This is a genomic window from Streptoverticillium olivoreticuli subsp. olivoreticuli, from assembly GCF_003391135.1.
Taxonomy (GTDB): domain Bacteria; phylum Actinomycetota; class Actinomycetes; order Streptomycetales; family Streptomycetaceae; genus Streptomyces; species Streptomyces blastmyceticus.
Genome location: NZ_CP031455.1, coordinates 472,469 through 497,034 on the forward strand (window position 1 = coordinate 472,469; position 24,566 = coordinate 497,034).

The 24,566-nt window shown below is 71.0% G+C and carries 23 protein-coding genes and 1 pseudogene; 15 read left to right on the top strand and 9 right to left on the bottom strand.

The annotated features are described in order from the left end of the window. Nucleotides 1-82: 82 nt before the first annotated feature. Nucleotides 83-402: pseudogene (locus tag DXZ73_RS02160) on the top strand (transposase); the annotation flags it as partial. A gap of 23 nt (nucleotides 403-425) precedes the next feature. Here the strand turns inward: DXZ73_RS02160 and DXZ73_RS02165 are convergent. Continuing rightward, a complete protein-coding gene (locus DXZ73_RS02165; protein ID WP_116209350.1) occupies nucleotides 426-1,541 on the bottom strand; it encodes a glycosyltransferase family 4 protein in 1,116 nt (371 codons plus the stop codon). A gap of 597 nt (nucleotides 1,542-2,138) precedes the next feature. Between DXZ73_RS02165 and DXZ73_RS02170 the strand changes: the two genes are divergently transcribed. The 6 genes from DXZ73_RS02170 (at nucleotide 2,139) to DXZ73_RS02200 (ending at nucleotide 7,855) form a co-directional block, all read left to right on the top strand. Next, nucleotides 2,139-3,047, top strand: a complete 909-nt coding sequence (locus DXZ73_RS02170; protein WP_162889970.1) for an aKG-HExxH-type peptide beta-hydroxylase — start codon at nucleotides 2,139-2,141, stop codon at nucleotides 3,045-3,047. After that, nucleotides 3,047-4,237: a YcaO-like family protein gene (locus DXZ73_RS02175; RefSeq protein WP_116209352.1), complete on the top strand. Its 1,191-nt coding sequence runs from the start codon at nucleotides 3,047-3,049 to the stop codon at nucleotides 4,235-4,237. The genes DXZ73_RS02170 and DXZ73_RS02175 overlap by 1 nt, the downstream gene beginning before the upstream one ends. 89 nt (nucleotides 4,238-4,326) lie before the next feature. After that, entirely contained in the window at nucleotides 4,327-5,142 is an 816-nt protein-coding gene (locus DXZ73_RS02180; protein WP_116209353.1) for a class I SAM-dependent DNA methyltransferase, read from the top strand. Between the two features lie 51 nt (nucleotides 5,143-5,193). Beyond that, nucleotides 5,194-6,387 carry a cytochrome P450 gene (locus tag DXZ73_RS02185; protein WP_116209354.1) on the top strand — a complete coding sequence of 398 codons (1,194 nt, stop codon included), beginning with the start codon at nucleotides 5,194-5,196 and terminating at the stop codon, nucleotides 6,385-6,387. A gap of 7 nt (nucleotides 6,388-6,394) precedes the next feature. Then, the gene (locus DXZ73_RS02190; protein ID WP_116209355.1) at nucleotides 6,395-6,667 is read left to right on the top strand and encodes a ferredoxin; all 273 of its coding nucleotides are present in this window, start codon (nucleotides 6,395-6,397) and stop codon (nucleotides 6,665-6,667) included. Between the two features lie 246 nt (nucleotides 6,668-6,913). Beyond that, nucleotides 6,914-7,855 carry an MFS transporter gene (locus DXZ73_RS02200; RefSeq protein ID WP_275898610.1) on the top strand — a complete coding sequence of 314 codons (942 nt, stop codon included), beginning with the start codon at nucleotides 6,914-6,916 and terminating at the stop codon, nucleotides 7,853-7,855. On the opposite strand, the gene DXZ73_RS02205 is transcribed toward DXZ73_RS02200, so the two are convergent. From DXZ73_RS02205 to DXZ73_RS39995, 4 genes are all read right to left on the bottom strand, one after another. After that, nucleotides 7,737-8,582 carry a sulfotransferase domain-containing protein gene (locus DXZ73_RS02205; RefSeq protein ID WP_162889971.1) on the bottom strand — a complete coding sequence of 282 codons (846 nt, stop codon included), beginning with the start codon at nucleotides 8,580-8,582 and terminating at the stop codon, nucleotides 7,737-7,739. The two genes, DXZ73_RS02200 and DXZ73_RS02205, sit on opposite strands and share 119 nt — an antisense overlap. 19 nt (nucleotides 8,583-8,601) lie before the next feature. Next, entirely contained in the window at nucleotides 8,602-9,267 is a 666-nt protein-coding gene (locus DXZ73_RS02210) for a sulfotransferase family protein (protein WP_116209357.1), read from the bottom strand. Between the two features lie 445 nt (nucleotides 9,268-9,712). Further along, nucleotides 9,713-10,636 carry an NAD-dependent epimerase/dehydratase family protein gene (locus DXZ73_RS02215; RefSeq protein WP_116209358.1) on the bottom strand — a complete coding sequence of 308 codons (924 nt, stop codon included), beginning with the start codon at nucleotides 10,634-10,636 and terminating at the stop codon, nucleotides 9,713-9,715. A gap of 396 nt (nucleotides 10,637-11,032) precedes the next feature. Continuing rightward, entirely contained in the window at nucleotides 11,033-11,158 is a 126-nt protein-coding gene (locus tag DXZ73_RS39995; protein ID WP_275898562.1) for a hypothetical protein, read from the bottom strand. An 889-nt stretch (nucleotides 11,159-12,047) separates the two neighbouring features. On the opposite strand from DXZ73_RS39995, the gene DXZ73_RS02225 reads away from it, so the two are divergent. Continuing rightward, nucleotides 12,048-12,677 (top strand): class I SAM-dependent methyltransferase, encoded by a 630-nt coding sequence (locus tag DXZ73_RS02225; protein ID WP_116209359.1) that lies wholly within the window; start codon nucleotides 12,048-12,050, stop codon nucleotides 12,675-12,677. A gap of 110 nt (nucleotides 12,678-12,787) precedes the next feature. On the opposite strand, the gene DXZ73_RS38700 is transcribed toward DXZ73_RS02225, so the two are convergent. Together DXZ73_RS38700 and DXZ73_RS02235 are read right to left on the bottom strand one after the other, a co-directional pair. Further along, entirely contained in the window at nucleotides 12,788-13,039 is a 252-nt protein-coding gene (locus tag DXZ73_RS38700; protein WP_205519085.1) for a hypothetical protein, read from the bottom strand. Between the two features lie 174 nt (nucleotides 13,040-13,213). Next, nucleotides 13,214-13,612: a heavy metal-responsive transcriptional regulator gene (locus tag DXZ73_RS02235; RefSeq protein ID WP_116209360.1), complete on the bottom strand. Its 399-nt coding sequence runs from the start codon at nucleotides 13,610-13,612 to the stop codon at nucleotides 13,214-13,216. Nucleotides 13,613-13,742: 130 nt separating this feature from the next. Between DXZ73_RS02235 and merB the strand changes: the two genes are divergently transcribed. Next, the gene (gene merB / locus DXZ73_RS02240; RefSeq protein WP_240351092.1) at nucleotides 13,743-14,669 is read left to right on the top strand and encodes an organomercurial lyase; all 927 of its coding nucleotides are present in this window, start codon (nucleotides 13,743-13,745) and stop codon (nucleotides 14,667-14,669) included. Nucleotides 14,670-14,932: 263 nt separating this feature from the next. Here merB and DXZ73_RS02245 read toward each other — a convergent pair whose 3' ends face one another. Then, nucleotides 14,933-16,324 (bottom strand): transcriptional regulator, encoded by a 1,392-nt coding sequence (locus DXZ73_RS02245; RefSeq protein WP_162889972.1) that lies wholly within the window; start codon nucleotides 16,322-16,324, stop codon nucleotides 14,933-14,935. 271 nt (nucleotides 16,325-16,595) lie between these two features. Here DXZ73_RS02245 and DXZ73_RS02250 point away from each other — a divergent pair, with 271 nt between their 5' ends. The 6 genes from DXZ73_RS02250 (at nucleotide 16,596) to DXZ73_RS02275 (ending at nucleotide 22,724) form a co-directional block, all read left to right on the top strand. Further along, a complete protein-coding gene (locus tag DXZ73_RS02250) occupies nucleotides 16,596-17,264 on the top strand; it encodes a hypothetical protein (protein ID WP_116209363.1) in 669 nt (222 codons plus the stop codon). Next, nucleotides 17,264-18,745 carry a hypothetical protein gene (locus DXZ73_RS02255; protein WP_162889973.1) on the top strand — a complete coding sequence of 494 codons (1,482 nt, stop codon included), beginning with the start codon at nucleotides 17,264-17,266 and terminating at the stop codon, nucleotides 18,743-18,745. The genes DXZ73_RS02250 and DXZ73_RS02255 overlap by 1 nt, the downstream gene beginning before the upstream one ends. A 7-nt stretch (nucleotides 18,746-18,752) precedes the next feature. After that, nucleotides 18,753-20,426 carry a hypothetical protein gene (locus tag DXZ73_RS02260; protein WP_116209365.1) on the top strand — a complete coding sequence of 558 codons (1,674 nt, stop codon included), beginning with the start codon at nucleotides 18,753-18,755 and terminating at the stop codon, nucleotides 20,424-20,426. An 89-nt stretch (nucleotides 20,427-20,515) separates the two neighbouring features. Further along, on the top strand, nucleotides 20,516-21,043 hold the full coding sequence (locus DXZ73_RS02265; protein ID WP_116209366.1) for an NUDIX domain-containing protein: 528 nt from the start codon (nucleotides 20,516-20,518) through the stop codon (nucleotides 21,041-21,043). Between the two features lie 416 nt (nucleotides 21,044-21,459). Next, nucleotides 21,460-22,398, top strand: a complete 939-nt coding sequence (locus tag DXZ73_RS02270) for a hypothetical protein (protein WP_116209367.1) — start codon at nucleotides 21,460-21,462, stop codon at nucleotides 22,396-22,398. Continuing rightward, entirely contained in the window at nucleotides 22,347-22,724 is a 378-nt protein-coding gene (locus DXZ73_RS02275) for a zinc ribbon domain-containing protein (RefSeq protein WP_240351678.1), read from the top strand. Before DXZ73_RS02270 ends, DXZ73_RS02275 begins: the two co-directional genes overlap by 52 nt. A 93-nt stretch (nucleotides 22,725-22,817) precedes the next feature. Here the strand turns inward: DXZ73_RS02275 and DXZ73_RS02280 are convergent, their stop codons facing one another. After that, nucleotides 22,818-24,371 carry an FAD-binding oxidoreductase gene (locus tag DXZ73_RS02280; protein ID WP_116215366.1) on the bottom strand — a complete coding sequence of 518 codons (1,554 nt, stop codon included), beginning with the start codon at nucleotides 24,369-24,371 and terminating at the stop codon, nucleotides 22,818-22,820. Nucleotides 24,372-24,566: the final 195 nt, after the last annotated feature.

Consider the following 24,566-nt stretch of genomic DNA (forward strand, 5'->3'; position numbering starts at 1 on the left):
TGGACGAGGTGTGCGTCATCCGGCGCCTCCCCCGTCTCAACAGGAGGGTTTTCTCGTGAAGGCTGTCCGCCGCGTCACCGTCACCCAGGCCGCCCCGGCACTCGTCGCGCTGCCCGGCGTCGGCCCCGAGACCGCCGGCCAGCTGCTGGAGACCGCGGGCGACAATCCCGACCGCCTCGTCTCCGGAGCCGCCTTCACCCACCCGTGCGCCACCGCTCCCGTCTCCGCGTCCTCCGGACGCACAGACCGCCACAGGCTCAACCACGGCAGCAACCGACACCCGAACTCCGCTCTGCACACGATCGTCCTCGTCCGCATGTCCTTCGACCACTGCACCCGGGAATACGTCGCCCGGCGGACCACCCAGGGGCTGACGAAGAAAGAATCATGCGATGCCTGAAACCACTTGACGACCTATAGGAGTTTCACGCCCCAAGGCCTTCGAGGACGAGATCGGCGCGGCGCCGCCAGGTGTAGCGCTCCAGGAACTGCCGTCGGGCCTCGTCACCGAGCGTCCGGCGCAGCGTCTCGTCGCCGACGAGCTCGGTGAGGGCGTCGGCCCAGGCGTCCGGTTCGTCGGGCGGGCGCAGGAGGCAGTTGACGCGGTCCTGGAGGACTTCGCGCAGGACGGGAAGGTCCGAGGCGATGATCGGGCGGCCGTGGGACATGTACTCGAAGAGCTTCATGGGGGAGGTCCAGCGCCCGATCTCGTCGAGCTTGCCCCACGTGTACACCTTTCTCTGGTGCGGGGCGAGGGCCACGTCGAAGAGGGGGAAGTAGGCGGGGAGGGCGGCCGGCGGCCGGTGCCCGTGGAAGTGCGCGTTGGGGAGCGGGCGGGATCCCTCCCAGTGGGCCCGGTCCTCGGAGGTGCCGCCGACCAGGTGGAACTCCAGGCCGGGGAGGCGGTCGGCGAGGTCGAGGATGAGGCCGATGCCGCGGCCGGCGTAGAGGTGTCCGACGTAGCCGATCCGCGGGACGTCCGGGCGGCCCGGCAGCCGCGGCGCGGCGGCTGCACCGGCGGGCGGTGGCGGGTCGGCGCAGTCGGGTGCGACGAGGATCGGCAGCGCGCCCAGGTCGCCGTGGGTGCTCCGGAGGTCACGCGCCAGTGCGTGGGTGATCACGACGAGGCGGGCGAGCCGGGGCAGGCCGAGGAGCGCGTGTTCGGTTCCGGGTGGCAGGTCCCTGCGGATCTGGTGGGCCTCGTACACGAAGGGGGCGAGGTCGGAGGCGACAGTGAGGCTGTAGGGCTCGCGTCCGTAGACGAGGTCGGGGACGGTGTCACGGATCAGCAGGTCGCGTATGCGCTCGGCGCGTTTCCAGTATCCGGCCGGGGTGTAGTCCGGGGCGGGGACGGTGCGGATGGGGAAGCGATGGCGGACGCCGTAGTAGGCGTACGGGTCGTTGGCCGGCCAGGAGCCGGGCAGGGCGTACAGGGTGACGTCGTGCCCGGCGGCGGTGAACGCGTCGCACATGCGCATGACGTGGACGCCGTTGGCGAAGAACGAAGGGATGCTTCCGCCGTGCAGATACGCGATGCGCATGCTCTCCTCGCGATAGGCCGTGAGCGGTCTGGGAGGGGACGGACGGGGGACACTGCCGCTCGCGATCCCGCCTTCCCGGATCGCCGGTCAACCCTGAAGAACGCGTGTTGACGTGGGGCATCATCGCGCGTCAGCGATCGGCATCCAAGAGCGACTGCGCAGGAGAAGGTGGATTTCGGCTACGCGCCATTCACGCCCAAAGCCCCCCACACAGGCAGGGGTTGACACAACAGCACACCCCTCGGCAGCAGCAAACAACCACGCTCTCCACATAAAGTGATGACTTAATTACACCTTGTGATCGAATCGATTCCGTATCTACCTTGGCGGCGCCGGGTGTCCCCGTCGACAGGTGGAGCCGGTCAATCGAAGGGAGATCGAGATGGGGAACGACATCGAGCAGGTCCCCGAGGAAGAACTGCCGGAGCTGGCGCTGATGATCGACATACCCTCGGACTGACGCCGCTTCACTCCCGGGCGTTGGGCTGGCGCGTTCCGACCCAACGCCCACCTGTTCCCGGGATCACGGAGGTATTCGCGGTGCGAGTGGCGCCCGACGCGCATCAGAGCGCCGAGGAATGCTCGGTTCTGGCGCGCATGACCCGATCGGCCCTGACGAGAGCCGAATTGACGGTCACCCAGAAGGAATCGGCGCACCCCGCCGTCGTCGAGACCGCGCATGCCGCCCAGCGTGTCCTGCGTGCCGGTCCTGACCGGGAACGCCTCGACGGGCTCCGCCGCATGCTCGATCGGGCCAGAGCCGGGATCGCCGCCGCACCACCATCCGTACTCCCCTGGCCTGTCGACCTCGCCGCGCCCCACCCCCATCTCGAACGCAGCGTCACCCGGGCCCTGGAGTCCGTACCGAAGCGGGACGGCGACTTCGAGAGCCCGCATGGCTCCGCGGTCGTCGCATGGCGCGAGCGCGACATCTCCACGCTCCGCGAGACGATCGCGCTCCTGGCGGCGGCCTGGCCCGAGGCACACGCCGAACTGCGGGAAACCCTCGTCCAGATCGCCCTGTTGGACGGACCCGCGATCGACGGTTTCACCGACTTCGTGGTGCACGGTGCCGTGTTCATCCGGCGCGACCGCCTGGAGACGGGGCGAGACGCGCTGCCGGGCCCCGTCCGCCTGGCGGAGGCACTCGTCCACGAGGGCGCCCACACCCGGTGCAACGCGGCGTCCGTGGCCGGGGAGCCCTTCCTGCGGCCCGCGCGGGGCAGCGAACCGCTCGTCACCACGCCGTTGCGGATCGACCCCAGGCCGCTGAACGGGCTCTTCCAGCAGGTCGTGGTCCTGGCCCGGAGCCTTCTGTTGTACCGGCGCATGCTCGACACGGACGCGACGGCCGCGGCGTCGGCGGCCGTGCGGGCACGTCACGACCACGTGGCCCGCGCCGCCGCTCAGGGCGTGCGCGCCCTGTCGGAGCACCGCGGCGCGCTCACCGACCGCGGGGCGTCCGTCCTGGAGGACGCCGCCGGACTGCCCCGGGTGCGCGCCTGATGTCCACGCCGCGGTGGGAGCCACAGGTCTTCGCCCCGTACGCCCCCTGGCCCGAGGTCGTCTTCGCGCGCGTCGCCGCCCGCTCGCCGCAGTTCGACGGCGTCTGCGCCGCCGGTGACCAGCCCGTCGTCGTCGGCAGCGCGGCCGGGCACCGTACGGAACACGTCGTCGCGAGCGCGCGCGGCGAACTCCTCGAACGCGTCGGCAACATCCTGGCGGGCCGCGCTGCCGAAGCGAACGCGACGGTCGTGGCGGCCCACGGGGAACTGCGCCGTAAAGGGATACCCGCACTGGATCCCGCCGAGCTCGCCCCCGCGGACTCTCCGGACACCGTCCGCAGTGCCCGGCGGCTGTGGGTTCTCGGCCGGTGGGCCCGTACCGGCGACGAGACCTTCGTACCCGCCGGTGCCGTCTTCCTCCACCACCGGGCGCCGGTCGGCTGCGCCCCCGGCCCCGGTGCCGGGTCCACCGGCGTCGCCTCGCACCCCGATCCACGGTCGGCCGCGGACCACGCCGCATGGGAGACGCTGGAACGTGACCTCGTCCGCAGGAGCTGGTACGGCATCTCCCCGGCCCCCACCGCCCTTCCAGCGGCAGCGATCGGCCTGCCCGCGCCGCTGGCGAAGCTGCTGGACGGAATCGGGACGACGGCGACCGCCCTCTGCCTCCCCTCCCCCGGCGGATCCCGGTGCGTCGTCGTCTGCCTGCACGCACCCGACCGCACGCGGCAGGCGTTCGGCGCCCGCTGCGGACCGGACGACGGGGACCTCGCCCCGCTGGTCGAAAAGGCCGCCTACGAGGCCCTGATGGTGCGTTGGAGCGTCCACACCCCGGTGGCCCGCGGCACCTGGGCGCGTTGGCACGGCCGCGGGTCGCCCGATTCGGCTGTCCAGCACGCGCTCTGGGCCTATCACCGGCAGGACAGCCTGGGCCTGTGGACCGCACGGGCACCGGCGCACGGCCGCCGTCCCGCCGCGACGGCGGGCGGCGAACCGGTCCGCTCCGGCATCGCCGCGCTGTCCGCCCACACCGGCCGGGACCTCGTCCTGGTGGACACCACCTGCGGACCGGCACGGGACGCAGGCGCGACCGTCGTACGGGTGGTGGCTCCCGGGGCCCGTGCCCTGCCCACCGGACCCGACGGCGAACGGGGCCTGCCCGTCCCGCCGGGCCCGCACCCCTTCGGCTGAGACCACGGCCCGGTCACGGCCCCGGCCACGCGGCCCGGCCGGCCGCAGGACGACCGGGCCCATCACAGGACGAGGAGAGACACGCGACCATGCCCACGTCCCAGGACCTCACCGCCCCGGCGACAGCGACGAACCCCGATGCCGCGCATACCGGGAACGGACACCCCGCCCCCGCGGCGTGCGGCCCCGGATACGCCGACGCCCACGCGGCCGACTACGACCGCTGGTTCTCCAAGCCCGGCATCACCGGCGCGACCGTGGACACCCTCGCGAATCTCGCGGGCGACGCACCCGTGCTCGAACTCGGCGTCGGCACCGGCAGAATCGCCCTGCCCCTGGCCGAGCGCGGCCTCGACGTCCACGGCGTCGAGGCGTCGCACGCAATGATCCGGCGGCTGCGCGAGAAACCCGGCGGGACCCGAATCAAAGTCACGATGGGCGACTTCGCCGACGTGCCGCTCACCGGCACGTTCTCGCTCGTCTACGCCGCCGGTGGCACGTTCTTCGAACTCGCGGACCGCGAGGCGAAACAACGCTGCCTCGCGGCGGTCGCCGACCGTCTCGCGCCCGGCGGAGCCCTCGTCCTCGACTCGCACGTGCCCGAGGCCCTTGCCGTCGCGGCGGCGTCGGGCGTACCCGAGGTCGTCTCCGAGACCGACGAGCACCTCGTCCTCTGCCATCGCCGGATCGACCCATCCACCCAGACCTACCGGTCCCACTACGTCATCCACGAGACCGACCGGACCCGCCACCTCCGGATCCACTTCCACTACGTGTCACCCGGCGAACTCGACCTCATGGCCGAACGGGCCGGCCTCCGCCTGATACAGCGTCAAGGCAACTGGGCAGGAGGGCCGTTCACCAAGGACAGCACTTACCACGTCTCCGTCTACGGACCCCGCTGACGTCGACCCCGCCCTGCCGCCACACGGCCGCCCACAGCCTCCGGAGCAGTCATGACGGACACCGACCCCGGCCCCACCACCGGCTTCCCTCTCCCGCACCGTGACGGGCTCGGTCCCCTGCCGGAGTTCACCGCGCTCCGCCGCGACGCACCCTGCGCCCGGATCCGCCTGCCGAGCGGAGATCCGGCCTGGCTGGTCACCCGGTACGCGGACGTACGCACCGTCTTGGGGGATCCGCGCTTCAGCCGCACCCGCGCCACCCGCGGCACGGGACCCCGCATGGCCTCCGTGCCCACCCTGCCCGACTCGATCCTCGCCGCCGACCCGCCCGAGCACACCCGGCTGCGCAAGCTCATCGCCCCGGCCTTCACCGCCCGCCGCGCCCAGGCCATGCGACGGGACATGGCGCGACTGGTCTCCGGCCTCCTGGACGCGCTCACCGCGCACGACCGGCCGGCCGACCTCGTCCCGCTGTTCACCCGGCCCCTCCCCCTGGCGGTCATCTGCGACCTGCTCGGCACGCCCCGGCAGGACGGCGACCGGCTCGACGCCTGGTGCGACACCCTGCGCAACCTCACCGCGGCCCCCGACGCCGCGGTCACCGCCGCGGTCGACGAGATGACGGGCTATCTCGCCGCGCTCGTTGCCGCCAAACGCCGCCACCCCGCCGACGACGTCGTGAGCACCCTGATCGCCGCACACGACGACGGCGAACGGCTCACCCAGGAAGAGCTGATCTCCTTCTGCCTCGTGCTGCTCGTCGGCGGGTACGGCACCACGGCGGACCGCCTCGCCGGCATGGTCCACCTCCTGCTCGACGAACCCGGCCGCTATCGCCGTCTGTGCCGCGCACCGGACACGATCCCCCGGGCCGCCGAGGAACTCCTCCGCTACGCCCAGACCAATGTGCAGGCGAACCTCCGCGTCGCCACCGAGGACGTCGAACTCGGCGGTGTCACGATCGCCGAAGGCGAAGCCGTGATGGCCGTCAACTCGTCGGCCAACCACGACGAAACGGTCTTCGAGGACCCCGGACGGCTCGACCTCGACCGTGCCCACAACCCCCACTTGAGCTTCGGCTACGGCGTCCACCACTGCGTCGGCGCGCAAATCGCCCGTGTCCAGCTCCAGGAAGCCCTGGCCGGACTCGTCCACCGCCTGCCCGACCTGCGCGCCGCGGCACCACCGCGCTGGAAGACCGGCCTCAAGACCCGGGCCCCCCGCACCCTGCCCGTCACCTGGTGACCCGGCCATGCCCAGCGGCGACGACCCCGCCACGGCCTCGGACGGGACGCTCCGCGCCCACATCGACCCGGAGCTCTGCGTCGGCTCCGGCATCTGCCTCGCCACCGCCCCGCGCCACTTCGAACCGACCATGGACGCGCGCTCCCGCGCCCGGCCCGACGCACCGCCCGCCGACGACCGGGCACAGGACGCCGCGGCCCTGTGCCCGATGGAGGCGATCCACTTCGTCCGGGCCCGGGAGCCGACACCACGGACCGCACCGCCGGAGGCACGCTCCTGATACGGCAGTGGAGCATCTCCAGCGGGGGGCGTAGAAGTCCGTACCGAACTCGCGTACACCGGCGTCGGAAACCTCCAGCAGTACCCAGGCAACCTCGCCGAATCCGGCCGCCCGCAGACACTTCTCGTAGACCTCGCGGCGCGGGCGGTTGGCGACGAACGAGATCGGCGGGTCGAGCAGCGCCGTGATGCGGACTTGCGATCCGGTCTCGGCCTCCTCACCGGTGCAGCTGGCGCTGCTCGCGCAGTGTGCGGGGCGGCCTCGACGTTCTTCATGCCGGCGTCCTCGGACATCCTTACGGACATCGTTCCGGCGGAGACGCGGTCGGCGGCGAACGCACTGCTGCGGTTCGGGCAGACCGCGGTGAAGGTGGGCGGCCCGGCGGCCGGCGCGGCGTTGGTGGCGGTCGTCGGCCCGCCATGGGGCATCGCCTGGGACGCCTTGTCGTTCGCCGGGTCGGCCGTGCTGCTCTCACGGCTCACGGTCCGCGGTGCCACTGTGACACGTCAGCCGGAGTTCCGGCACCAACTGCGCGACGGGTGGGCGGGCTTCCGATCACGGCGTCGGCTGGCGATCATGACCCGGCAGGCCGCTCTGGCCGTCCCTGTGAGGATGGCCGGCCACCAGCTCCTGGGGCCGCTGTATGGGCAGCGTGTGCTGGGCGGCGCCAGTGCCTGGGGCACGGTAATGTCCGCCTTCGCGGCGGGCCTGGTCAGCGGTGCCGACGCGGCGCTGTGGTGGCGGCCGCGCGGCGTCGGGATCGTGGGGTGCGCGGGCACGGGGGCGATGGCGGCTCCGCCTGCGACGATGGCACTGCACACGGGGGCGACCGGTCTCGTGGTGACGACCGCATCGACAGGGGCCGCGGTGTCGCTGTCGATGACGGGGTGGTTGCAGGAGGTGATCCCCCTGGACCGCGTGACAGCGGATACGGCTTTCGGCCAGTCGGTGACGCTGCCGCTCGACTATCTCGCGGCGTCCCCCGCCGCCCATGTGCTGGGCCTGGGCGCGGCACTGATCGCCGTATTGGTGGTGCTGCTGCCGGAGGTACGGCTGCTGGGCAGGCCCGTCATAGTGTCCGGTCGGGGCGGTGCGGGGCGGCGTCCGCCGCGAAGGCCGCGGGCTGCCACGGCGGTGCGAGGATCCGACGCGTGGCGTCGTTCACGTAGTCGATCTGCCCGGACGTGAGGTAGTCGCGGAACCCGCCGATGACGCCGCGGCGGGTCTTGTAGGAGTCGGGGTTTCCGGGAACGGCGGGGCGCAGCCTGTCCGTGTCCAGCGCGTCGGAGAGTTCCATGACACGCATGGCTTTGAAGTCTGCGAAGTCGACCGCGGTGCGCAGCGCCTCCTGGCCGGTCGGAGGCAGTCCGCAGAAGTCGAGCACGCGCGCGAGTTCGCCGGCAGTGTCGGCGGTCAGCCGCTCGTACGAGGTGAGCAGGAACGAGGCGGGTATGTCCTGCCGGGCGTGCCAGATGTTCCAGAAGGTCAGGCAGGTCCTGACGCTGCCTTCTTCCTCGGTCAGGAAGTCCCCGATTCCCGCGGTGTACGGGAGGAGACCGCGGTGGCGCACCTGGAAATAGCGGGATACGGCGGCGTCCCGGATGTCGCGGACCAGGAGGACCACTTTGCGGTCGCGGTAGAAAGCCTTGTTCCAGGACAGTCCGGCCGGGGTTCGCCAGGGGACCCGGTCGTCGTGCCAGAAGACGACGCGCGGGACGGTGGAGTCCACCGCGCTGAATTCGGTCAGCGCCAGGTCCCGGCAGACCTCCATGGGGATTCCGCGCGCCGTGGAGATGGCCTTGGCCATGAGCACCCGCAGCCAGGTGCGGCCGCACTTGGGGAACGAGATGACGTAGACGTCGCCTTCCGCGTCGGCGGGTTTCGCGGGCCCGCCGGAGGGCGTGGGGAGTACCACGGTGGTCCTTTCCTGTCGGTCATGTCCAGGGGGTGTTCTCGGCGGTGGCTCCGCGGTTGTGGCGTGGGAAGGGCTCGCCGGGGACGGGCAGGCCGAGGAAGGGAGCGAGCCGCTCGTATCCCTGGCCGGCGGCGATATCGAGGACCAGTAGGTTGTCCCGGCCGGCGAAGTGGCGTGCGACTTCGGCGGCGTGCTGCCGGGCGATCCGGCGGAACCGTTCCGGGTGGAAGGCGTAGTAGCCGTAGACCGCGCCCCGCAGGAAGCGCTGGAGGTCCAGGCAGGTCTGTCCGTGGTCCGCTTTGCTGTCGACTTTGCTGTCGACGGGCCGCTCCCAGTGCTTCCGGCAGGAGCGCAGCCGGCTCTCTTCCTCGCTGACCGTGAGGACGAACTTCGCGCCCGGCCACAGGAGATCCAGTTCCTGGTAGCCGGGTACGGCGGTGATGTCGGTGATCCCGTCGTACCGGTCGAGCAGCGGGAAGCGGGCGGTGCCGGCCAGCAGCGTCGTGTAGGTGGTGGGGTCGGAGGGGTAGCGGGCGACGTCGAAGCCCAGGGTGTGCAGGGCGCTGGTGAGAGAGGTGGTGCCGGTGCACGAGAGGCCGATGCCGAAGACTTTCGGCTTCGTGCGGCGCGAGAGGGACGCGGCGGTGCGTGCGGGGTAAGGCCGTTCTGTGCCGTCGGCTGTCACGGTCAGATCTCCTCGGCGGACGGAACAAGGCACACGGCTCCGGCACGTCCTGGGCCGGTTCGGCTGCTGCCACCGTGCCCAATCGCCGGGACTCGTTCAACAGTGCGTCGGCGCTCCGCGAAGCGTCTCAATTCCCGGGCGGGGGTGGGGCAACCCCTGGCTCCGGCCTGTCGCAGCAGGCCGGTGCAGCCAGGGCCGGCTCGATCGTGGTGACGGCGTCTCCCCCCTCTCGCCGTCCCCCTCACTCGTGGCACACAAGCCTCTCTTCGAGCTCATCCGGCAGGGCGGCCGGCGGCAAGGTTGGCCGAGAAACGGACCCTGGCCCGTACGCCTGCCCGCGCCCATGGCCATCCCGGGCGGCCACCGCGTTCGAACTCAGGGCCACAGCACGCACCTTGGACCGGCTGTGCCGCGCCCGGGCCGGTGCGGCGGTCGTCGAGGACGTTCACCGGCGCTCTCCGGCCATGGCCACGATCCCATCGTGCAGCGGCGTGCGGGGGCGGAAGCCGAACGCGCGCGAGGCGACCGTGATGTCGGCTCCCGTGTGGCGTGCGTCGCCGGGCCTTGCGGCGCGCGGGACGACGCGCACCGGCCCCACCGTGCACTCGACGGCGGCGATGGCCTGCTTCATGGACACCGGGGAGCCACCGCCGAGGTTGGCGAGGCCCGTGAATCCGGAGCACGCCGCGTCCCGGATGCCGGCGACGGCGTCAAGGACGTACGTGAAGTCGCGGGTCTGCTCCCCGTCGCCGTACAGCGGGAAGGGAGCTCCCCCGGACGCGGCGTCGAGAAGACGGGCGAAGGCCATGTCGGGGCGTTGCCGGGGCCCGTAGACAGTGAACAGCCGCAGGCACGCGACGGGAAGGCCGTAGGCGGCACGGTAGACCTCGCAGAGGTGTTCGCCGGCGAGTTTGGTGACCCCGTAGGGGGAGACGGGCCGCGGGCAGGCGGCCTCGGGGGTGGGACAGCTCCGCGCGTCGCCGTAGACCGAGGAACTGGAGGCATACACGAAACGGCCGACCGGCCGGGCGCGTACGGCCTCCAGCACAGCCTGGGTGGCCAGCACGTTCCGGGCGTTGTAGACCGGGAACTCCGCTCCCCAGGAGGGCCGCACCCCGGGCTGGCCCGCGAGGTGGTAGACGGCGTCCGCGCCGTCGAGGAGCGGGCCGGGGTCCGCCTCCAGCAGGTCGGCGCGGTGGAGGGTGAAGCCGGGCCGACGGGTGAGGCCGCGCAGGTTGCGTTCCTTGAGGGCCGGGTCGTAGAAGTCGGTGAAGGAGTCGATGCCCACGACGGTGTCGCCGGCCGCCAGAAGGTGCTCGCACAGGTGAGAGCCTATGAAGCCGGCCGCGCCGGTCACGACCGCGCGCATCACGGCCGCCCGGCGGCGGCGCGCGCGGCGACGACATCGCGCATCCGTATGACACGCACCCTCTCGGCAGGGACGGCGGGAACGTTTCCGTGGTGCAGACAGGCGAGCCGCATGGCAGAAGACCTCCGGGCGAGGCGACGACGAGCGAGAGGTGATGCTCTCATTCGGTCAGGACCGCGCTGCGAGGGGAAGACGGGGCGCGCGCCGAGCGCACCGATCAGGCCAACCGCCGGCCCCGAGCACGCCTGCGGAGCGGGTGCTCCCGCCCGGCACCGCGTAGAGCCCGATGCCAAGGCCGCTCGCTGCCGATCCGTATTCCGATCGGCCGGCGAGACCGTATCGAGAGACATCCGTTCCACGTCACGTCGACACCCCTCACCCCTCGGAACGCGGACGTCAGTTCAGATCCGCGAGGTGCACGGAGAACAGCACCCGCTCCGGAATGGCCGGTGACCGCCACTCGGCGTCGGCCGCCCATTCGGTCAGCGACCACAACCTGCCGGTGGACTGCCACAGCGCCATGCCCTCGGGGTGCCGCGCCCAGCGCGCCTGGGGAAGGTCCGTGCCGCAGTCCCGCGCAGAGCTCGAACTGTCTTACGCCCGGGGCACCGGCGACGGCCACGGACACTTCGACGCACTCCCGGTGGACTTCACCGCGCGAGCCATCACCGCGCTCGGTGACGACGCACGAGAGGGTTACCGAACCTACAACGTGGTCAACCCGCACGAGAACGGCATCTCACTCGACACGGTCGTCGACTGGCTGATGGCAGCCGGACATCCCCTGACACGTGTCCAGGCCACGCCGAGTGGACCGACCGCTTCGAGACCGCCCTGCGCGGCCTGCCCGACCGCCGGAAGCAGCATTCGCTGCTCCCGCTGCTGCACGCCTTCGCCAAGCCGGCACAGCCACTCGCCGGATCCGCCCTGCCGGCGGACCGGTTCCGCGCGGCGGTCCGGGCCGCAGCCCTCGACGACGACAACGACATCCCCCGTCTGTCACCGGACCTGATCACCAAGTACGTGGCCGATCTCCGGGCGCACCGCCTGATATGACATCACCCGTGACCGCCGCGGGGCCCGCCAGCGCTGGCCTCGCGGCGGGCCGGGGGTCAGTCGGGGGCGCCGCCACCGCTCCACCCAGTGCGCCGTGCGGGAAATGGTCCCGATCAGGGAGCCGGCCTCTACTGGTGTGATCGCCTGATCAACTGTCGCCGGTTCCCGGAGGAACCCAGCCAGCCGGTGACCGACTGTGGTCGCCGGCGGCGTATCGGCTCCGGGTCCCACCGGCCTCGTTGCGGAGCGGGGTGGTGGTCTTGTCGTGGTAGCCGAAAGCGTCCGCGGCGATGGGCGCGGGATTCGGCACGGGGCGGGAGAACAGCTGCGAACGGCGGGTGTTAACTTCCTTCCCGTGGTGGAGCATCAGAACGAGACCAGGGCGGCCTACGACGGGGTCGTCGAGCTGTATGCGTCGATGTTCGCTGATCGGCTGGAGACGCAGCCGTTCTCACGGAACATGATCGGCATCTTTGCCGAGCTGGTGCGCGGGACGGGGAACCTGCAGGCAGCCGATGTCGGCTGCGGGCCCGGACATCTGACGGCCATGCTGCACGACCTGGGGCTGGACGCCTTCGGGCTCGACCTCTCCCCGGCCATGGTCGACCACGCCCGGCGGGCTCATCCGGCGCTGCGGTTCGACGAGGCGCGGATGGAGGCCCTCCCGGTCGAGGACGGCGCGCTCGGCGGCGTGCTGGCCCACTACTCGATGATCCACACCCCTCCCGGGGAACTCCCCGCGCTGCTCGCCGAGCAGGCGCGCGTCCTGGCACCAGGGGGCCTGCTCCTGGCCTCGTTCTTCGCGACCGACGCGCCCGAGCCGGTCCGCTTCGACCACAAGGTGACGCCCGCCTATAGCTGGCCGGCCGACCGGTTCGCCGAGCTGCTGACCCAGGCCGGGCTCGTCACGTTCGCCCGGCTGCTCCACGACCCGGCCTCCGAGCGGGGCTTCCTCGACGCCCACTTGCTGGCCCGCCTCTGCTAGAGCATGGCCTTCTCTGGTGGGCTCTCGTATTCAACGGCGGCCTCCTTGAACTGGTGGGCCAGCTTGAGCGCGGCCTCCAGCTCGGGCCGCACCTTGATCCGGGTGCTGATCTACTCGGAGAAGATCTTGTGGCAGTCGGCCGCGTGGAGGGCTTCGAGCTGGCTCGCCAGTTCCTGGCGAGCCGTCGATGTCCTCGCGTACCCGATGCGGATGGGCTTCGCGGTGCGCTGCGCGGGCACCGCGGCGGGGGCCGGTCCCTGCTTCCAGGGGCGGCCGGGTGAGCGGTCGGCGGGGACGAGGACTTCAAGTTCCTCGCGCAGCGCGGCGATGAGGACGAAGCGCGGCGTGTGGTACTTCGTCACGGTCTTCCCGCCGCACGTTCGGCAGGCGCTCCCGGCGGGGACCTCGTACTTGGGACAGTCGTTGCGTTCTACCTCGTTTGCGGCTTGATCGGGCGTCAGATCCACGGATCATGCTCCAGGGCGGTTGCAGAACTCGCACAGATGGTCATTTGTGCGAGCGGGCGTCCGGCATCGTCAGTGCGGCGACAGGATGGTGCAGATTCCGTTCTCTCCGCAGGTGTCCGGGTTGGTCCGGGACGCCCGCTGGGCCAGCTCACGCAGTGCGGTGCGGGTTTTGCGGAGTTCGGCCAGGCGCCGTTCGATGTCGGCGAGGTGCTGGCTGATCAGTTCTGTGACATGCCCGCAGGGGGATTCGCCGCCATCACGCAGGGCCAGGACGGAGCGGATCTCGGCGAGGGTGAGGCCGGCGCCCTGGGCGTCACGGATGAAGGCGAGCCGGTTCGTGGCGTCGCCGGTGTAGTCGCGGTATCCGGCCGGCGTGCGGGGCGGCTCGGGCAGGAGTCCTGCCTGCTCGTAGAAGCGGATGGTCTTGGTGGTCAGTCCGCTGGCGGTGGCGAGGTCCCCGATGCGCATGGCTCCAGGCTACGCCTTGACCTTCCAGTGCACTGGAATCTCTAGTGTCGGGTGCACAGACCCTGAGCTGAAAGGCCACGACATGCGCATCACCGTACTGACAGTCCCTGACTGCCCGAACGTGCCCCTCGTGCAGGAACGGATCGCCGCCGCGCTGGAGGGCCGGGCGGCCGACGTGGAGCTGGTCGAGGTGCGGGATGAGGCGGAGGCCGCGCGCTGGGGCATGACCGGCTCGCCGACGATCCTGTTCGACGGCGTTGACCCCTTCACACCCGAAGGCGCGGCGCCGAGCGTGTCCTGCCGCCTGTACCGGGAGGCGGACGGCACGGTGTCCGGTGCCCCGAGCGTGGCCGCCCTGCGCGAGGCGCTCGCAGGCGCGACCCTGCCGCGGCCCGCCATGCCGGGAGGCTGCTGCGATGCCGATGCGCTCGATGTGGTCGGCCGGGGTGGCCGGGGCCGCAGGGCGCCCGCCGAGCGGGGACTGCGGGCGGTGCACCAGGCCGTGCTGCGCCACTTCGCCGCCAGCGGGGCCGCTCCGGAACCCGCCGTGCTGGAGCCGGTCGCGGCCGAGGCGGGCCGGACGGCCCGGGAGGTGCTGGACGAACTCGCCGCCGAGGACTTCCTGACCCTGGACGAGCAGGGACGCATTCGCGCGGCCTACCCCTTCTCCGCCGTGCCGACCCGGCACCGGGTACGGATCGAGGGCGGCACCGAGGTGTGGTCGATGTGCGCCATCGACGCACTCGGCATCGCCCCGATGCTCGGCCGCAACGTGGTGATCTCCTCCACGGACCCGGTGACCCGCGAGGCGCTCACCGTCGCTGTTCAGGGCAAGGCAATGATCTGGGAGCCGAAGAACGCAGTGGTGTTCGTCGGACAGCGCCCCGGCGGCGGCCCCGCGGCCACGACATGCTGCGACGCGCTGAACTTCTTCACCAGCGACGCTTCCGCCCGCACCTGGGCGAAGGAGCACCCACAGGTGCCTGGCCGTGTCATCGATCAAGGGCAGGCTCTGGACGTGGCGCAGCAGACGTTCGGTCCTCTGCTGGCCCCCTGACCGATCCAGTCGTCAGGCCAAGGCGGCGGCCCCGCCTTCCGGGTCCTCGGGCAGCGGCAGCCTGATCGACTGCTCGATGTCCCGGTGGTCGGCACCTCGGGCTCAGGCTGCGTAGGCAGGGAGGTCACGCACTGACGGGATATGGCGAGCAGGCACAAGCCGGCGTCCGTTTCGGCCCGCGGCGCCGGGCCCAATGGTGACCGCGCCTGGGCCGAGAGGTCGACGGGCCTGCCTGGCCCGTCCTTTACCTCGTGGGCGCCGGGTCATGTGAGTGCGGTCCGGATGCGGTCGCGGGTTTCGGCTGTGGCCGTGGCGGATGACGCCGCGAGTTCGGTGTCGAGTTCCCGGAGGCGGTCGGTGACCCGTGTCGAGGTCACCCGCCCGAGCAGGTCGAGCGCGGTGGCGGTGGTGTGGTCGGCTGCTTCGAGCTGGTCTGCCTGGACTTGGGCGCGAGCGAGCGCGATGTGGTCGAAGGCACGGGAACGGACCCGTTCGGCCGGTCGCTGGGCGGTTCCCGTGGTGATCAGCTCGATGGCCCGGACGGCGCGGCGTGGGTCGTGGGTGGCTGCGATGGACTCGCAGACTCCGGCGGTGACGTGGTACTCGGCCTCGTCGAACCATGCGGCCCAGCTAGGAACCGGTTCGCCGTGGTCGGCGGTGAGGGCGTCGTCGGCAGTGCCCAGGGCGCGCTCGGCTTCGGGGAGGTGCCCGAGCACGGCGTGGCAGCGGGCTTCGAGGGTGGAGAGGAAGGCCCGCAGCTGGCCGGGCGGGTGTTTACGGGTGCCGTACTGGGCGGCCTGGACGAGGTCGAGGGCGTCTTCGGCGCGGCCGAGGTGGTTGGCCTGGCGGCTCAGGCAGTTGAGCAGGTGTCCAGCGATCCCGGCGCCGTCCCGGCCCGCCTGCTTGGCGGCCTGCAGTCCGAGGAGGAAGTAGTGCTGTGCCTCGCTGTGGCGGCCGACGTCGTGGTTCATCCAGCCGGCGACGGAGGCGAGGTCGGCGATGGCAACGAACAGAGCGCGCCCGACGTTGTCGCTGGTGCGGCCGTGGGTGGCCAGGAGCGTGACGTCGTGGAGCTGGCCGACGACGGCGCGGCGAGAGAGGCCGCCGCCATGGGCACTGTCGAGTCCGCGGAAGGCGTCGGTGGTGGCCATGATGTTCTGGACGTCGTTCATGCCCAGGCGGCCGGGCCGGATGGGGCTGGGCAGCGGTTCGTCGGGAAGGTGCAGCCAGGGCTGGACGGCGCTGATCAGCTCGGAGCCGGTCAGCATCCGGGCGGTGGAGGGGCCGGTCTCGTCGGTCACTGCGTCGCTCCGTGCGGTGTCGATGATGGCTGCAACGACGGCTTCCGCCTTCCACGATCCGGTGGGCCCTGTTCCCGGGGGGCTGTGCAGTCCAAGGTCGGCGGGGGTCAGCGGCCGGGGGCGGTGGCACAAGCGAGTCAGGGTCTCAGCGATCAAGGCGGGTAGGGGCCTGCGCGGCTGCTCGCTGTATTTGATCCATTTCCCGACGCGGGACCGGTCTGGCTCGATGTCGTGAAACCCGTGGGCACGTGCTGTCTTGGTGACTTCCTCGCCGAGTTCCTCGTAGGTGACGTCGGCGACGTCTACCCAGTAGGCGAGGGCGACGTTGCGGCGGCGTGCCGGTCGTCCCGTCACCAGGGCCCCCTTCGCTCAAGGGTGCGTGGGCGGTCGATGGACAGTGGCGCACCAGCCAGCCTACTGCCGGGCCGCCAACTGCACGAGGAATGCGCGCTCTTCGCCACAGCACGCCACGGCACGCCACAGGGATCGGTCTGTGGCATCCGCCCGTAACCGCGCCAGGCAACGGCTCGAAGCGCCACGGAACCCGGGTGTCTGCTCATGAGCGACCGGTCGGCACGCCCGCCGGGGCGTCCGGCACCGTAGGAACACCAAGAAGGGAACGCCCATGCGCATTCTCGTCGACGGCTTGGACCTGTCCGGCAAGACCAGCCTGGTCGGTGCGCTCGTCGAAGAGTTCTCTGGCCGCGGTCACCGTGCGGTGCGGCACCGGGGCCTGCTCGCCGAGCATCACCCAGCCCGGCGCCTGCTGAAGAAGCTGCCGCTGGTGCGCCAGCCCGACAGCGCCTTCGTCACCAGCGCCTACCTGCTGGCCGGGTACGTGCTGGACGCCGCCCTGGTCGAGCACGACCCTCCCCGGCCTGCGGACGCGGTCATCGTGCAGGACGGGTACGTCGACCGGACCGTGGCGTTCGGCATGGCCGGCGGCCCTTACCTGGGCGCCGCCCTCGCCCTGCGCTGGCCCCGCATCTTCGCCACGTTCGACGTCGCGGTCTACTTGCACGCCCCCGTCGAAGTGCGCCGCGAGCGCCTGGCGACGCGGGAGAAGCCGGACGCGATGGACATCCGCGGCGTCGAGGACCCGGCTTTCGCCGCCACGTTCACCGCCATGCTGGTCCGCGGCATGGGGCGCAGGCACCACAACCTGCTGGTCTTCGACACCTCCCGCCACACCCCCCACGAGATGGCCACTCAGGTCGTACAGGCCGCTCTCGGCGCGACGCCGCCGTCTCCGCAGGACACCGTGGTCCCGGCCGAGTGGGGCAGGGCCGCCTGATGGCCGCTCAGGTCCTGATCGAGGCAGGTGTCGTATCGGCTGCGGACCACGCGTTGCGCGATGCGCTGGCGGGCCGGCCGCTGGTGAGTGCCGAACGGTTCTGCGGCTCCCTGCGTACCGCCTACGCCGGGCCTGGCCCGGTCGAGGCCGCCCGGCCCGTGATGGCGATTGGCTGCTACCCGGCGTGGACGGCAGCGGCACCGGGTTCGGTGCTCGCCGCTGAGGAGCGCACCGGCGTGCGGGGCCCGGAGCAGCGCCGATTCTGGGCGGATGCGCTCGACGGCCCGGCCCGTGCGCTGCTGGCCGGACTCGCCCGGCCGCCGGTGATCTCCGCCTGGTATGCCACCGACCAGCTCCGTGCCTGGGCAGGCCTGGGCGGGACGGTGGCGGCCATCGATGGACCGCTGCGGGCCCGTGTTGAGGGCAAGGCCGCTTTCACCGTGCTGCTGACAGCCGCCGGGGTGCCGCAGCGTATGCGCATTCCCGCCGTCCGCGTCGATGGGGCGCTGCCCGCGCTCGCCGAACTGCAGCGCATGGTCGGCTCGCAGCGGCTGGTCGTGCAGTGCGGGGCCGACTCCGGCGGGCGCGGCACCACCTTCGTCACGACCGGCGCCGACCTGGAGAGGGCCGCGCGGCTGCCAGGCCCGTACAAGGTGGCGGCGTTCGTGGTCGGCTGGTCGTCGAACACCACCGTCCTGTCCGTCCCGACCGGCCGCGGGGTCGCCGTCTACGTCGACCGCCCGTCGCACAAGGCGGTCGGGGTGGCGGAGGCGGGGATCGGGCCGGGCAAGAGCGCGGGCAACGACTGGTCGAGGCCGTGGCCTGCCCGCGCAGCGACCGACCTGGTGGACGCCGCGGTGCGGGTCGGCGAGTTCCTCTGGCGTGAGCACCGGGTGGCCGGTCTGTTCGGCCTGGACGCGATTCTCACCGGTGACGGCGCCGTGATGTTCAACGAGATCAACCTGCGCAACCAGGGCACCACCGAGGTCTCCGGCGTCAACCAGCAGCTGCGGGGCCTGCCACCCTTCGTCGTGGCACACCTGACGGTGCTGCTGGGCGGCCGGGCCAACTGGCTACCCGACGCAGACGAGTTCAACGCGGCGACGATCGCCACGGCCAGGCGGAGCGTGCCGGGCCCTTACTACCTCAAGCTGCGCCACCGCGGGCACACGCCTGTCCGCGTGGGCGGGCTGCACGGCCCCGGGGTCTACCGGTTCACCAGTGGGCGCCTGGCCTGGGCCCGGTCCGGGGCGCACCCGGCGGACGCGGACGCCGATGTCGGCGAGGTGCTGCTGGCCAGCCTCCCCGACGAGCGCGTGGTGTGCCTGCCCGGCGCCGAACTCGGCACCGCCGAGGCCCTGACCACCGGATACGGCTCGCCGTTCGCCGGACCGCACGCCCTGTCGTCCTTCGGCCGCAGCGTCCTGAACGCCCTCAGCCACCAGCTCGAACCTGCAACCGAACCCACCACAGCGAGGTGAACCCTCCGTGCCCGCAACCACCGTTACCCCCGGGCTACGCGATCAACTGCGCGCCCTGCCCGACGACGCCTTCGCCCGCCTCCAATACCTGGCCCCGGCCATCGGCTGCTTCAACCGGTGCGCCTTCTGCTCCCAGTCCGCCGGCCGCGACGTGTGGCAGCTGACCCGGACCGGGCTCGTCACCGTCCTCACCACCCTGGCCGACGTCGCTACCGAGCGAGGACTGACCATCGCGGGCGGGCGCATCCACCGACCGGGCGTGATCTTCCCCTACCTGGACAACGACATCGGCTCCTACCCGCACCTGGACACCTACGCCCAGCTCGCCCGCGACGTCTTGCAGGTCAAGCTGCGCGTCTCGACCGTCGGCTACTCCTCCCGCTCGCCGCATCTGACCGCCATGCACCGGCGCCTGGTCGCCGAGCACGGCGCCGTCTTCGACGGCATCCGCTTCTCCATCACCCCCTACGCCCTCGGCTTCACCGAGCAAGGGCCGGGGATGTCGAGGGAGGCGTACGTCGAGGATCTCGCCGCGGCGCTGGCCACGTACCGGCCGCTGCTGGACCGGCTCGGCCATGGCGCCGCCAGCGCCGCCTGCGAGCTGCGCTTCGCCCCGCTGCTGGGCACCAGGGAGCTGACGGACACCGTCATCGACGGCCGGCACGTCCTGCACTGCGGCCCGCACCTGCTCATCGCCCACCAACAGGACGGCGAAGTGCCGTTGCCGGAAACGGTCATCGAACGGCTGGACGAGAACACACAGCCGGTCTTCTCCCGCTCCGGCGCCACGTATCTGCACGTCACCGCAGACGCCGCCGAGCCGACCGCTGCGGTGGCCCGAGCGGCGCTCGCCGGGGAACTGACGGTGCCGCACCGGGCCCGTATGGTGCGGTTGCATCAGTTCGCCAACGCCGACGGCCCGTACTACGCCGCCGACCCCGACTTCCACCCCGACGGCACCTTCACCGCCCTGCACCTGTACCCCAAGACCGACGCGCGGAAGACCTCCGGCTACACCGACGCCACCCGCTGGTTCCTCAACGTCACGCTCGCCCACAAAGCCCGGCGCGGCCTCGGTCGACGCGACGAAGACCAGACCGCCACCGGCGCAGACGTCGACGCGGTCCTCGGCGCGCTCACCGACCAGGCCGACGCCCTGGAACGTGTGGACCGCCGGGCCACCGCCCACCTGCGCGGGCACGTCTACCCGCAGGTCGCCGCCTATGCGGCAGCGTTGGAGCGCGCGGGATACCCGCCATGCATGTTCTTCTCTCGTCGCTTCACCATCGACACCGGACAGATCGTCAATCAAGGTCGCGCCCAAAGGCTCTTCCGCGGGCTCGCCGCCACCAACGGTGAGCCGATGACCCCCCGCGAGGAGCGCGGCTTCGGGCAGGTCAGCCTGTCCACGGCCCGCGGCCCCATCTGGCGCATCACCCCGCTGCCCCTCGTCCCGGACGGCCGCCTGCCCCTCGCCGTGACGGGGAAGAAGAACCCTGCCACGGCGGAGCCGAGCCTGCTGGTCGAAGAACTCGACCCCTGCCACCTTTCCCCGGTGATGCGTACAACCGGCTGCCGTCTGCGCCGCCACGTTCTCACCCTGCCCAGCAACACAATCGAGCACGTCGGCCTGAAGCAGGGACAGAAGGACTTTGCCCTGCCCGGCCTGGCGACAGCCTGATCAGCCCTCCGCGGGGCGGTCGGCGCTCTTGGGCGGGATCCTGCCCGGTTTCCGCCCGGCACCAGCCGCCCCGCCGCAATACTGCCCTTATGACGACCTCAGCACCGTTCTCCCGCCTCAAAATCCGAACCGGCGCCATCATCTTCTGCGGCAACGACGTTGCCCTTATCCGCCGCGACCGCGCTGACTCCGTCCACTACACCCCGCCCGGCGGCAACGTCGAGCCCGGCGAGGACTTGGTCGTTGCCCTAGGGCGCGAGCTCCTCGAAGAGCTCCATCTTGACATCGTCCAGGCAAGTGAGCCGGAGCTGCTGTGGGTTGTCGACCAGCGCGTTTCCCGCCCCGGGTCCACCCCGCCCCCGCGCAAGCTCCACCTGCTCTACCGGCTTCACATCCGTGAGGACGTCCGGGCGACCCTGGCCACCGAGGAGCACGACGAGCTGGAAGACGGTTCCCACGAGGTCGGAGTCATCGAGTGGGTGGACTACCGCAAGACGAGCCAGCTGCCCATCTTCCCGCCGATCGGCCCGGCACTCGCAGGGCTGTCCAGCCCCCTTGCTGTAGTGCGTGATGCGGCCCTACCTGCTGTCACCGACGAGACGTATGCGTGGGTGTGAACCACACTCGATTCGCACGAGCCGCGATGAACTGCGAGGAATAACGATGGCCTCTACTGGGAAGCCCGGAAATTCGAAGTTACGGAATTAACCCCTGGGGATCGGCGGATCAGGGTAAGTGAGTGGTCCACGCGGGGCTGGAAAACGGGGGGGGGATCGTCCGGGCCGGGAGATAGTCTTGCGGAGCCGTCGCGAAGTGGTTCCAACCTCCGACGTGATTCCGAAGGGCAACCTATGAGTCTCTTTCCTCGCCTGGCTAGCTGTATGGCCCGCGCGAACGCGGCCCATCCCCTTCGCGGGTTGCTTGCCGCAGCGGCGGACACCAACGATCCCAACAGCTTCCGCCGGACCACTCTCGGAGCCTTCGAGAGCTTGATCGGGGTATTGAAGGAGGCCAGCCCCTCCGGCTCGACAGCGTGCGCGGGGACTTCCAGCAGGCCAGGACGCAGGACGATCTGATGATCGTCCGAGCGGAGCTCGTGGCCGGCGCGAAGCTGTCGAAGGCCAGAGTTGGGTTCGACTTCGGCATGCGCGGCACGACTCCGCAGCCGGACTTGATTCTCCGCGAGGCCAACCTGGGCATCGAGGTCAAGGCTCGCCGCTTGGACGCCCTGAACGATCTCGAGAAGCAGCTGGAATCAGCTCTGGCCGACTTGGAGCTTCCTCCCATCGTCAACGTCTCGTGCGACGAGCGCCCCTTGACGACCAAGGCGGCCTCTCGCGACACCATCGTCGAGGCGATACTCAACCGGATCCAAAACGGCGAGTTCGGTTCCTTCGTCACCCAGTTGGATCAACCCTGGGCGGCAACGGCTCAGGTAGCAGTCGAGATCAGCATCAGCGACCAGCGGGATATGTTCAAGACCGAAGACGGTAAAGGGGTGGCCCTCACCGACACCCCTGCGGTACAGGTCTCCAGCGGCTGGACCCTGTCTGGACACCTCCAGGATGTCGAGGCCAAGGTCCTGGCGGTTCTCACCGACGAGCAGAAGGTTCGGCAAGCCCATGCCATGCCGACAATCCTCCTCGTCGACGCGGCTCGAACTGGTATGGCCTGGATCCGGCCACCCCATATCTGGGCAGCTCGCCTGGCTGAACAGCTGCCGCAGGACACCCCCTTCGTGGGGGTGGGGCTAATGATTCCGACCCTGGACAACCCGGACGCGTCGTTCTCGATCGCTCTGCGTCCGAACGCCCCGGAGGAGCCCTTGCCCGCCGCACGGAAGCTGATTCACGACCTCGGGAGCGCAGCTGGCGCGAACAGCGTCACGCCGCCAACGTCAACCACATCGTCTCCAAGAAGATCGTCACTACCGCTGAATGCACCGGTCAGGGCATCGCACTCGAAGACCTGAGCGGGATTCGTGACCGGGTACGGCTCCGCAAGGACCAGCGGACCTCTTTGCACTCGTGGAGCTTTCACCGGCTCGCCGCCTTCACCGAGTACAAAGCGAAGCGGGCCGGAGTACCGCTGGTGTACGTCGATCCGGCGTACACCAGCCGGCAATACTCCGCGTGCGGTCACACCGACCGGAAGAACCGTGCCGGTCAGGCAACGTTCGCGTGCCGCGCCTGCGGCGTCATGATGCACGCGGACGACAATGCGTCCCATAACATCGGCTGTAAGGGCGAGGCTGTGTGGATCGCGGGGCGTGAGTCACGCGTCCCTGCCACCCCATAGGGGTGGCAGGACGGAAGAGTTCCACCCAGCAGCCAGTTGGTCGCTACCTCCAAACTCGGCCCTTCAGGGCCGGGTCAAGTTGACGGGCAGGCGTCACAGCGCCTGAGGGAAGTCGAAGACGCGCTGGGGGTCGTACTGCCGCTTCAGCTTCGCCAGTCGGCCGGCCGCGTCCCCGTAGTACGCGGTGCGCCAATCCTTCAGACCCGGGTCCGTGTAGTTCTGATACGCGGCTCCCGAGGCGTGGCCGCGCATGGCCGCGTGCATGCCCTCGAGCCAGGCGGTCTGCGCCTGGCCCGTCCCACCCGCCGCCCACGACGTCAGGTACTGCGCCAGCACGCGGTGGCGCCGGTGGACGAAGGCCGTCGCCAGGGGCTGTACGCGGTTGACCGCGCCGCCCAGGGCCGTCAGCTGCACCGAGGCACCGCCGCCCTTGACTCCCCGCCCGAAGCGTTCCAGCTGGTCGAGCAGGGCCCGGGTGCCCGCCGCGTCCAGCGGGCGGTCGAAGAAGTCCGAGCGGGCCGCGTACGTCTCACGCTCCAGCTGTCCCGAGGGCTCGCGGCCGGGTGTCCTACCGGGGAGGTGGCACTGCTCGGCGGACTTCTGACCGCAGCCGGCGTAGGCGCGGACGGTGTCGAGGTAGGAGTGGCGCCGCAGGCTGACAGTCCCGATGCCTGCGCTGCCGCCGCTTGCTTTGGCCACTTTGCCGGTCAGTTCGTCGTAGGCGTTCTCCAGGTCTTGCCGCGAGCCGATCGAGAACGCGGCGACGGATATTCGGGGGGTGCCGCCTGTCGCGGCGGACAGGTCGCACGCGGACCAGATCTCGTCCGGCCGGCTCGGCCCCCACTCCTGCCACGCCTGCACGACGGCCGCGGCCTTGGACCAGGGGAACGAGAGGTAACCGGTCGTCCCTTCGCCCACGGCGTGGGTGCGGAAGCGGAGTTCGGTGACGACACCGAAGTTGCCGTTGCCCGCACCGCGCAGGGCCCAGAACAGCTCGGGGTTGCGGGCGGCGTCACAGTCGACGCTCCTGCCGTCGGCGGTGACGACGGTGGCGCCGGTGAGGCTGTCGCAGGTGAGGCCGTAGGCACGGGAGAGGATGCCGTGCCCACCGCCCAGAGTGAGCCCGGAGACGCCGACGGTGGGACAAGAACCCGCCGGGATGGTCACGCCGTGCGCGGCAAGGCCGGTGTAGACGTCGATGAGTTTGGCGCCGGCGCCGATGACGGCGGTGGACGCCGACGGGGTGCGGACGCTCTTCAGCCGCGAGACGTCGATGACGAGTCGGCCGTTGCCGCTGGACCACCCGGCGTAGCTGTGACCGCCGTTCCTTATGGAAACGGGTATGGAGAAGCGGCGGGCGAACGCCAGAGCCGCGGCGATGTCCGGGGTGCCGGCGACGTACGCGATCGCGGCCGGGCGCAGCGCGTCGAAGCGGGTGTTGTAGAGCCGACGGGCAGCTGTGTAGTCGGCGTCGTCGGGACGTACGAGGCCGCCGGAGAGGCCCTTGCCCAGGGCGGTCCAGCCGCTGTTGCCGGCCTTTTTCGCGGCTGCCCCCGCTGTGCCCGCTTTGCTCGTCGTGGTCGTGATGCCCCAGGCGGCGGTCGCCGCCAGTCCGGTACCCGCTGCCAGAAGTGTGCGCCTGCCGATGGCCATGCCGATTCCGCCCCTTTGATGCCCTTGCGTGTGCGCGGTGCGCCTTGCCGAGGTCCCCGTTGATCAAACAGATGGTCCGGTGGGGCGGGTGGTTCCGTCCTCACGGCCGGAGGGGCGGCGGAACGCGCGCACCGCTGGCAGGCAGGGCCTACGACGAGCCGACGGGCAGGAGTCAGCCGGGCGTACGAG

Coding starts and splice junctions, on each gene's coding strand:
- DXZ73_RS02170 (WP_162889970.1), top strand. CDS start 2,139: ATGACCCGATCGGCCCTGACGAGAGCCGAATTGACGGTCACCCAGAAG.
- DXZ73_RS02190 (WP_116209355.1), top strand. CDS start 6,395: ATGCCCAGCGGCGACGACCCCGCCACGGCCTCGGACGGGACGCTCCGC.
- DXZ73_RS02180 (WP_116209353.1), top strand. CDS start 4,327: ATGCCCACGTCCCAGGACCTCACCGCCCCGGCGACAGCGACGAACCCC.
- DXZ73_RS02215 (WP_116209358.1), bottom strand. CDS start 10,636: ATGCGCGCGGTCGTGACCGGCGCGGCCGGCTTCATAGGCTCTCACCTG.
- DXZ73_RS02250 (WP_116209363.1), top strand. CDS start 16,596: ATGCGCATTCTCGTCGACGGCTTGGACCTGTCCGGCAAGACCAGCCTG.
- DXZ73_RS02175 (WP_116209352.1), top strand. CDS start 3,047: ATGTCCACGCCGCGGTGGGAGCCACAGGTCTTCGCCCCGTACGCCCCC.
- DXZ73_RS02265 (WP_116209366.1), top strand. CDS start 20,516: ATGACGACCTCAGCACCGTTCTCCCGCCTCAAAATCCGAACCGGCGCC.
- DXZ73_RS02165 (WP_116209350.1), bottom strand. CDS start 1,541: ATGCGCATCGCGTATCTGCACGGCGGAAGCATCCCTTCGTTCTTCGCC.
- DXZ73_RS02235 (WP_116209360.1), bottom strand. CDS start 13,612: ATGCGCATCGGGGACCTCGCCACCGCCAGCGGACTGACCACCAAGACC.
- DXZ73_RS02185 (WP_116209354.1), top strand. CDS start 5,194: ATGACGGACACCGACCCCGGCCCCACCACCGGCTTCCCTCTCCCGCAC.
- DXZ73_RS39995 (WP_275898562.1), bottom strand. CDS start 11,158: ATGGCGCTGTGGCAGTCCACCGGCAGGTTGTGGTCGCTGACCGAATGG.
- DXZ73_RS02255 (WP_162889973.1), top strand. CDS start 17,264: ATGGCCGCTCAGGTCCTGATCGAGGCAGGTGTCGTATCGGCTGCGGAC.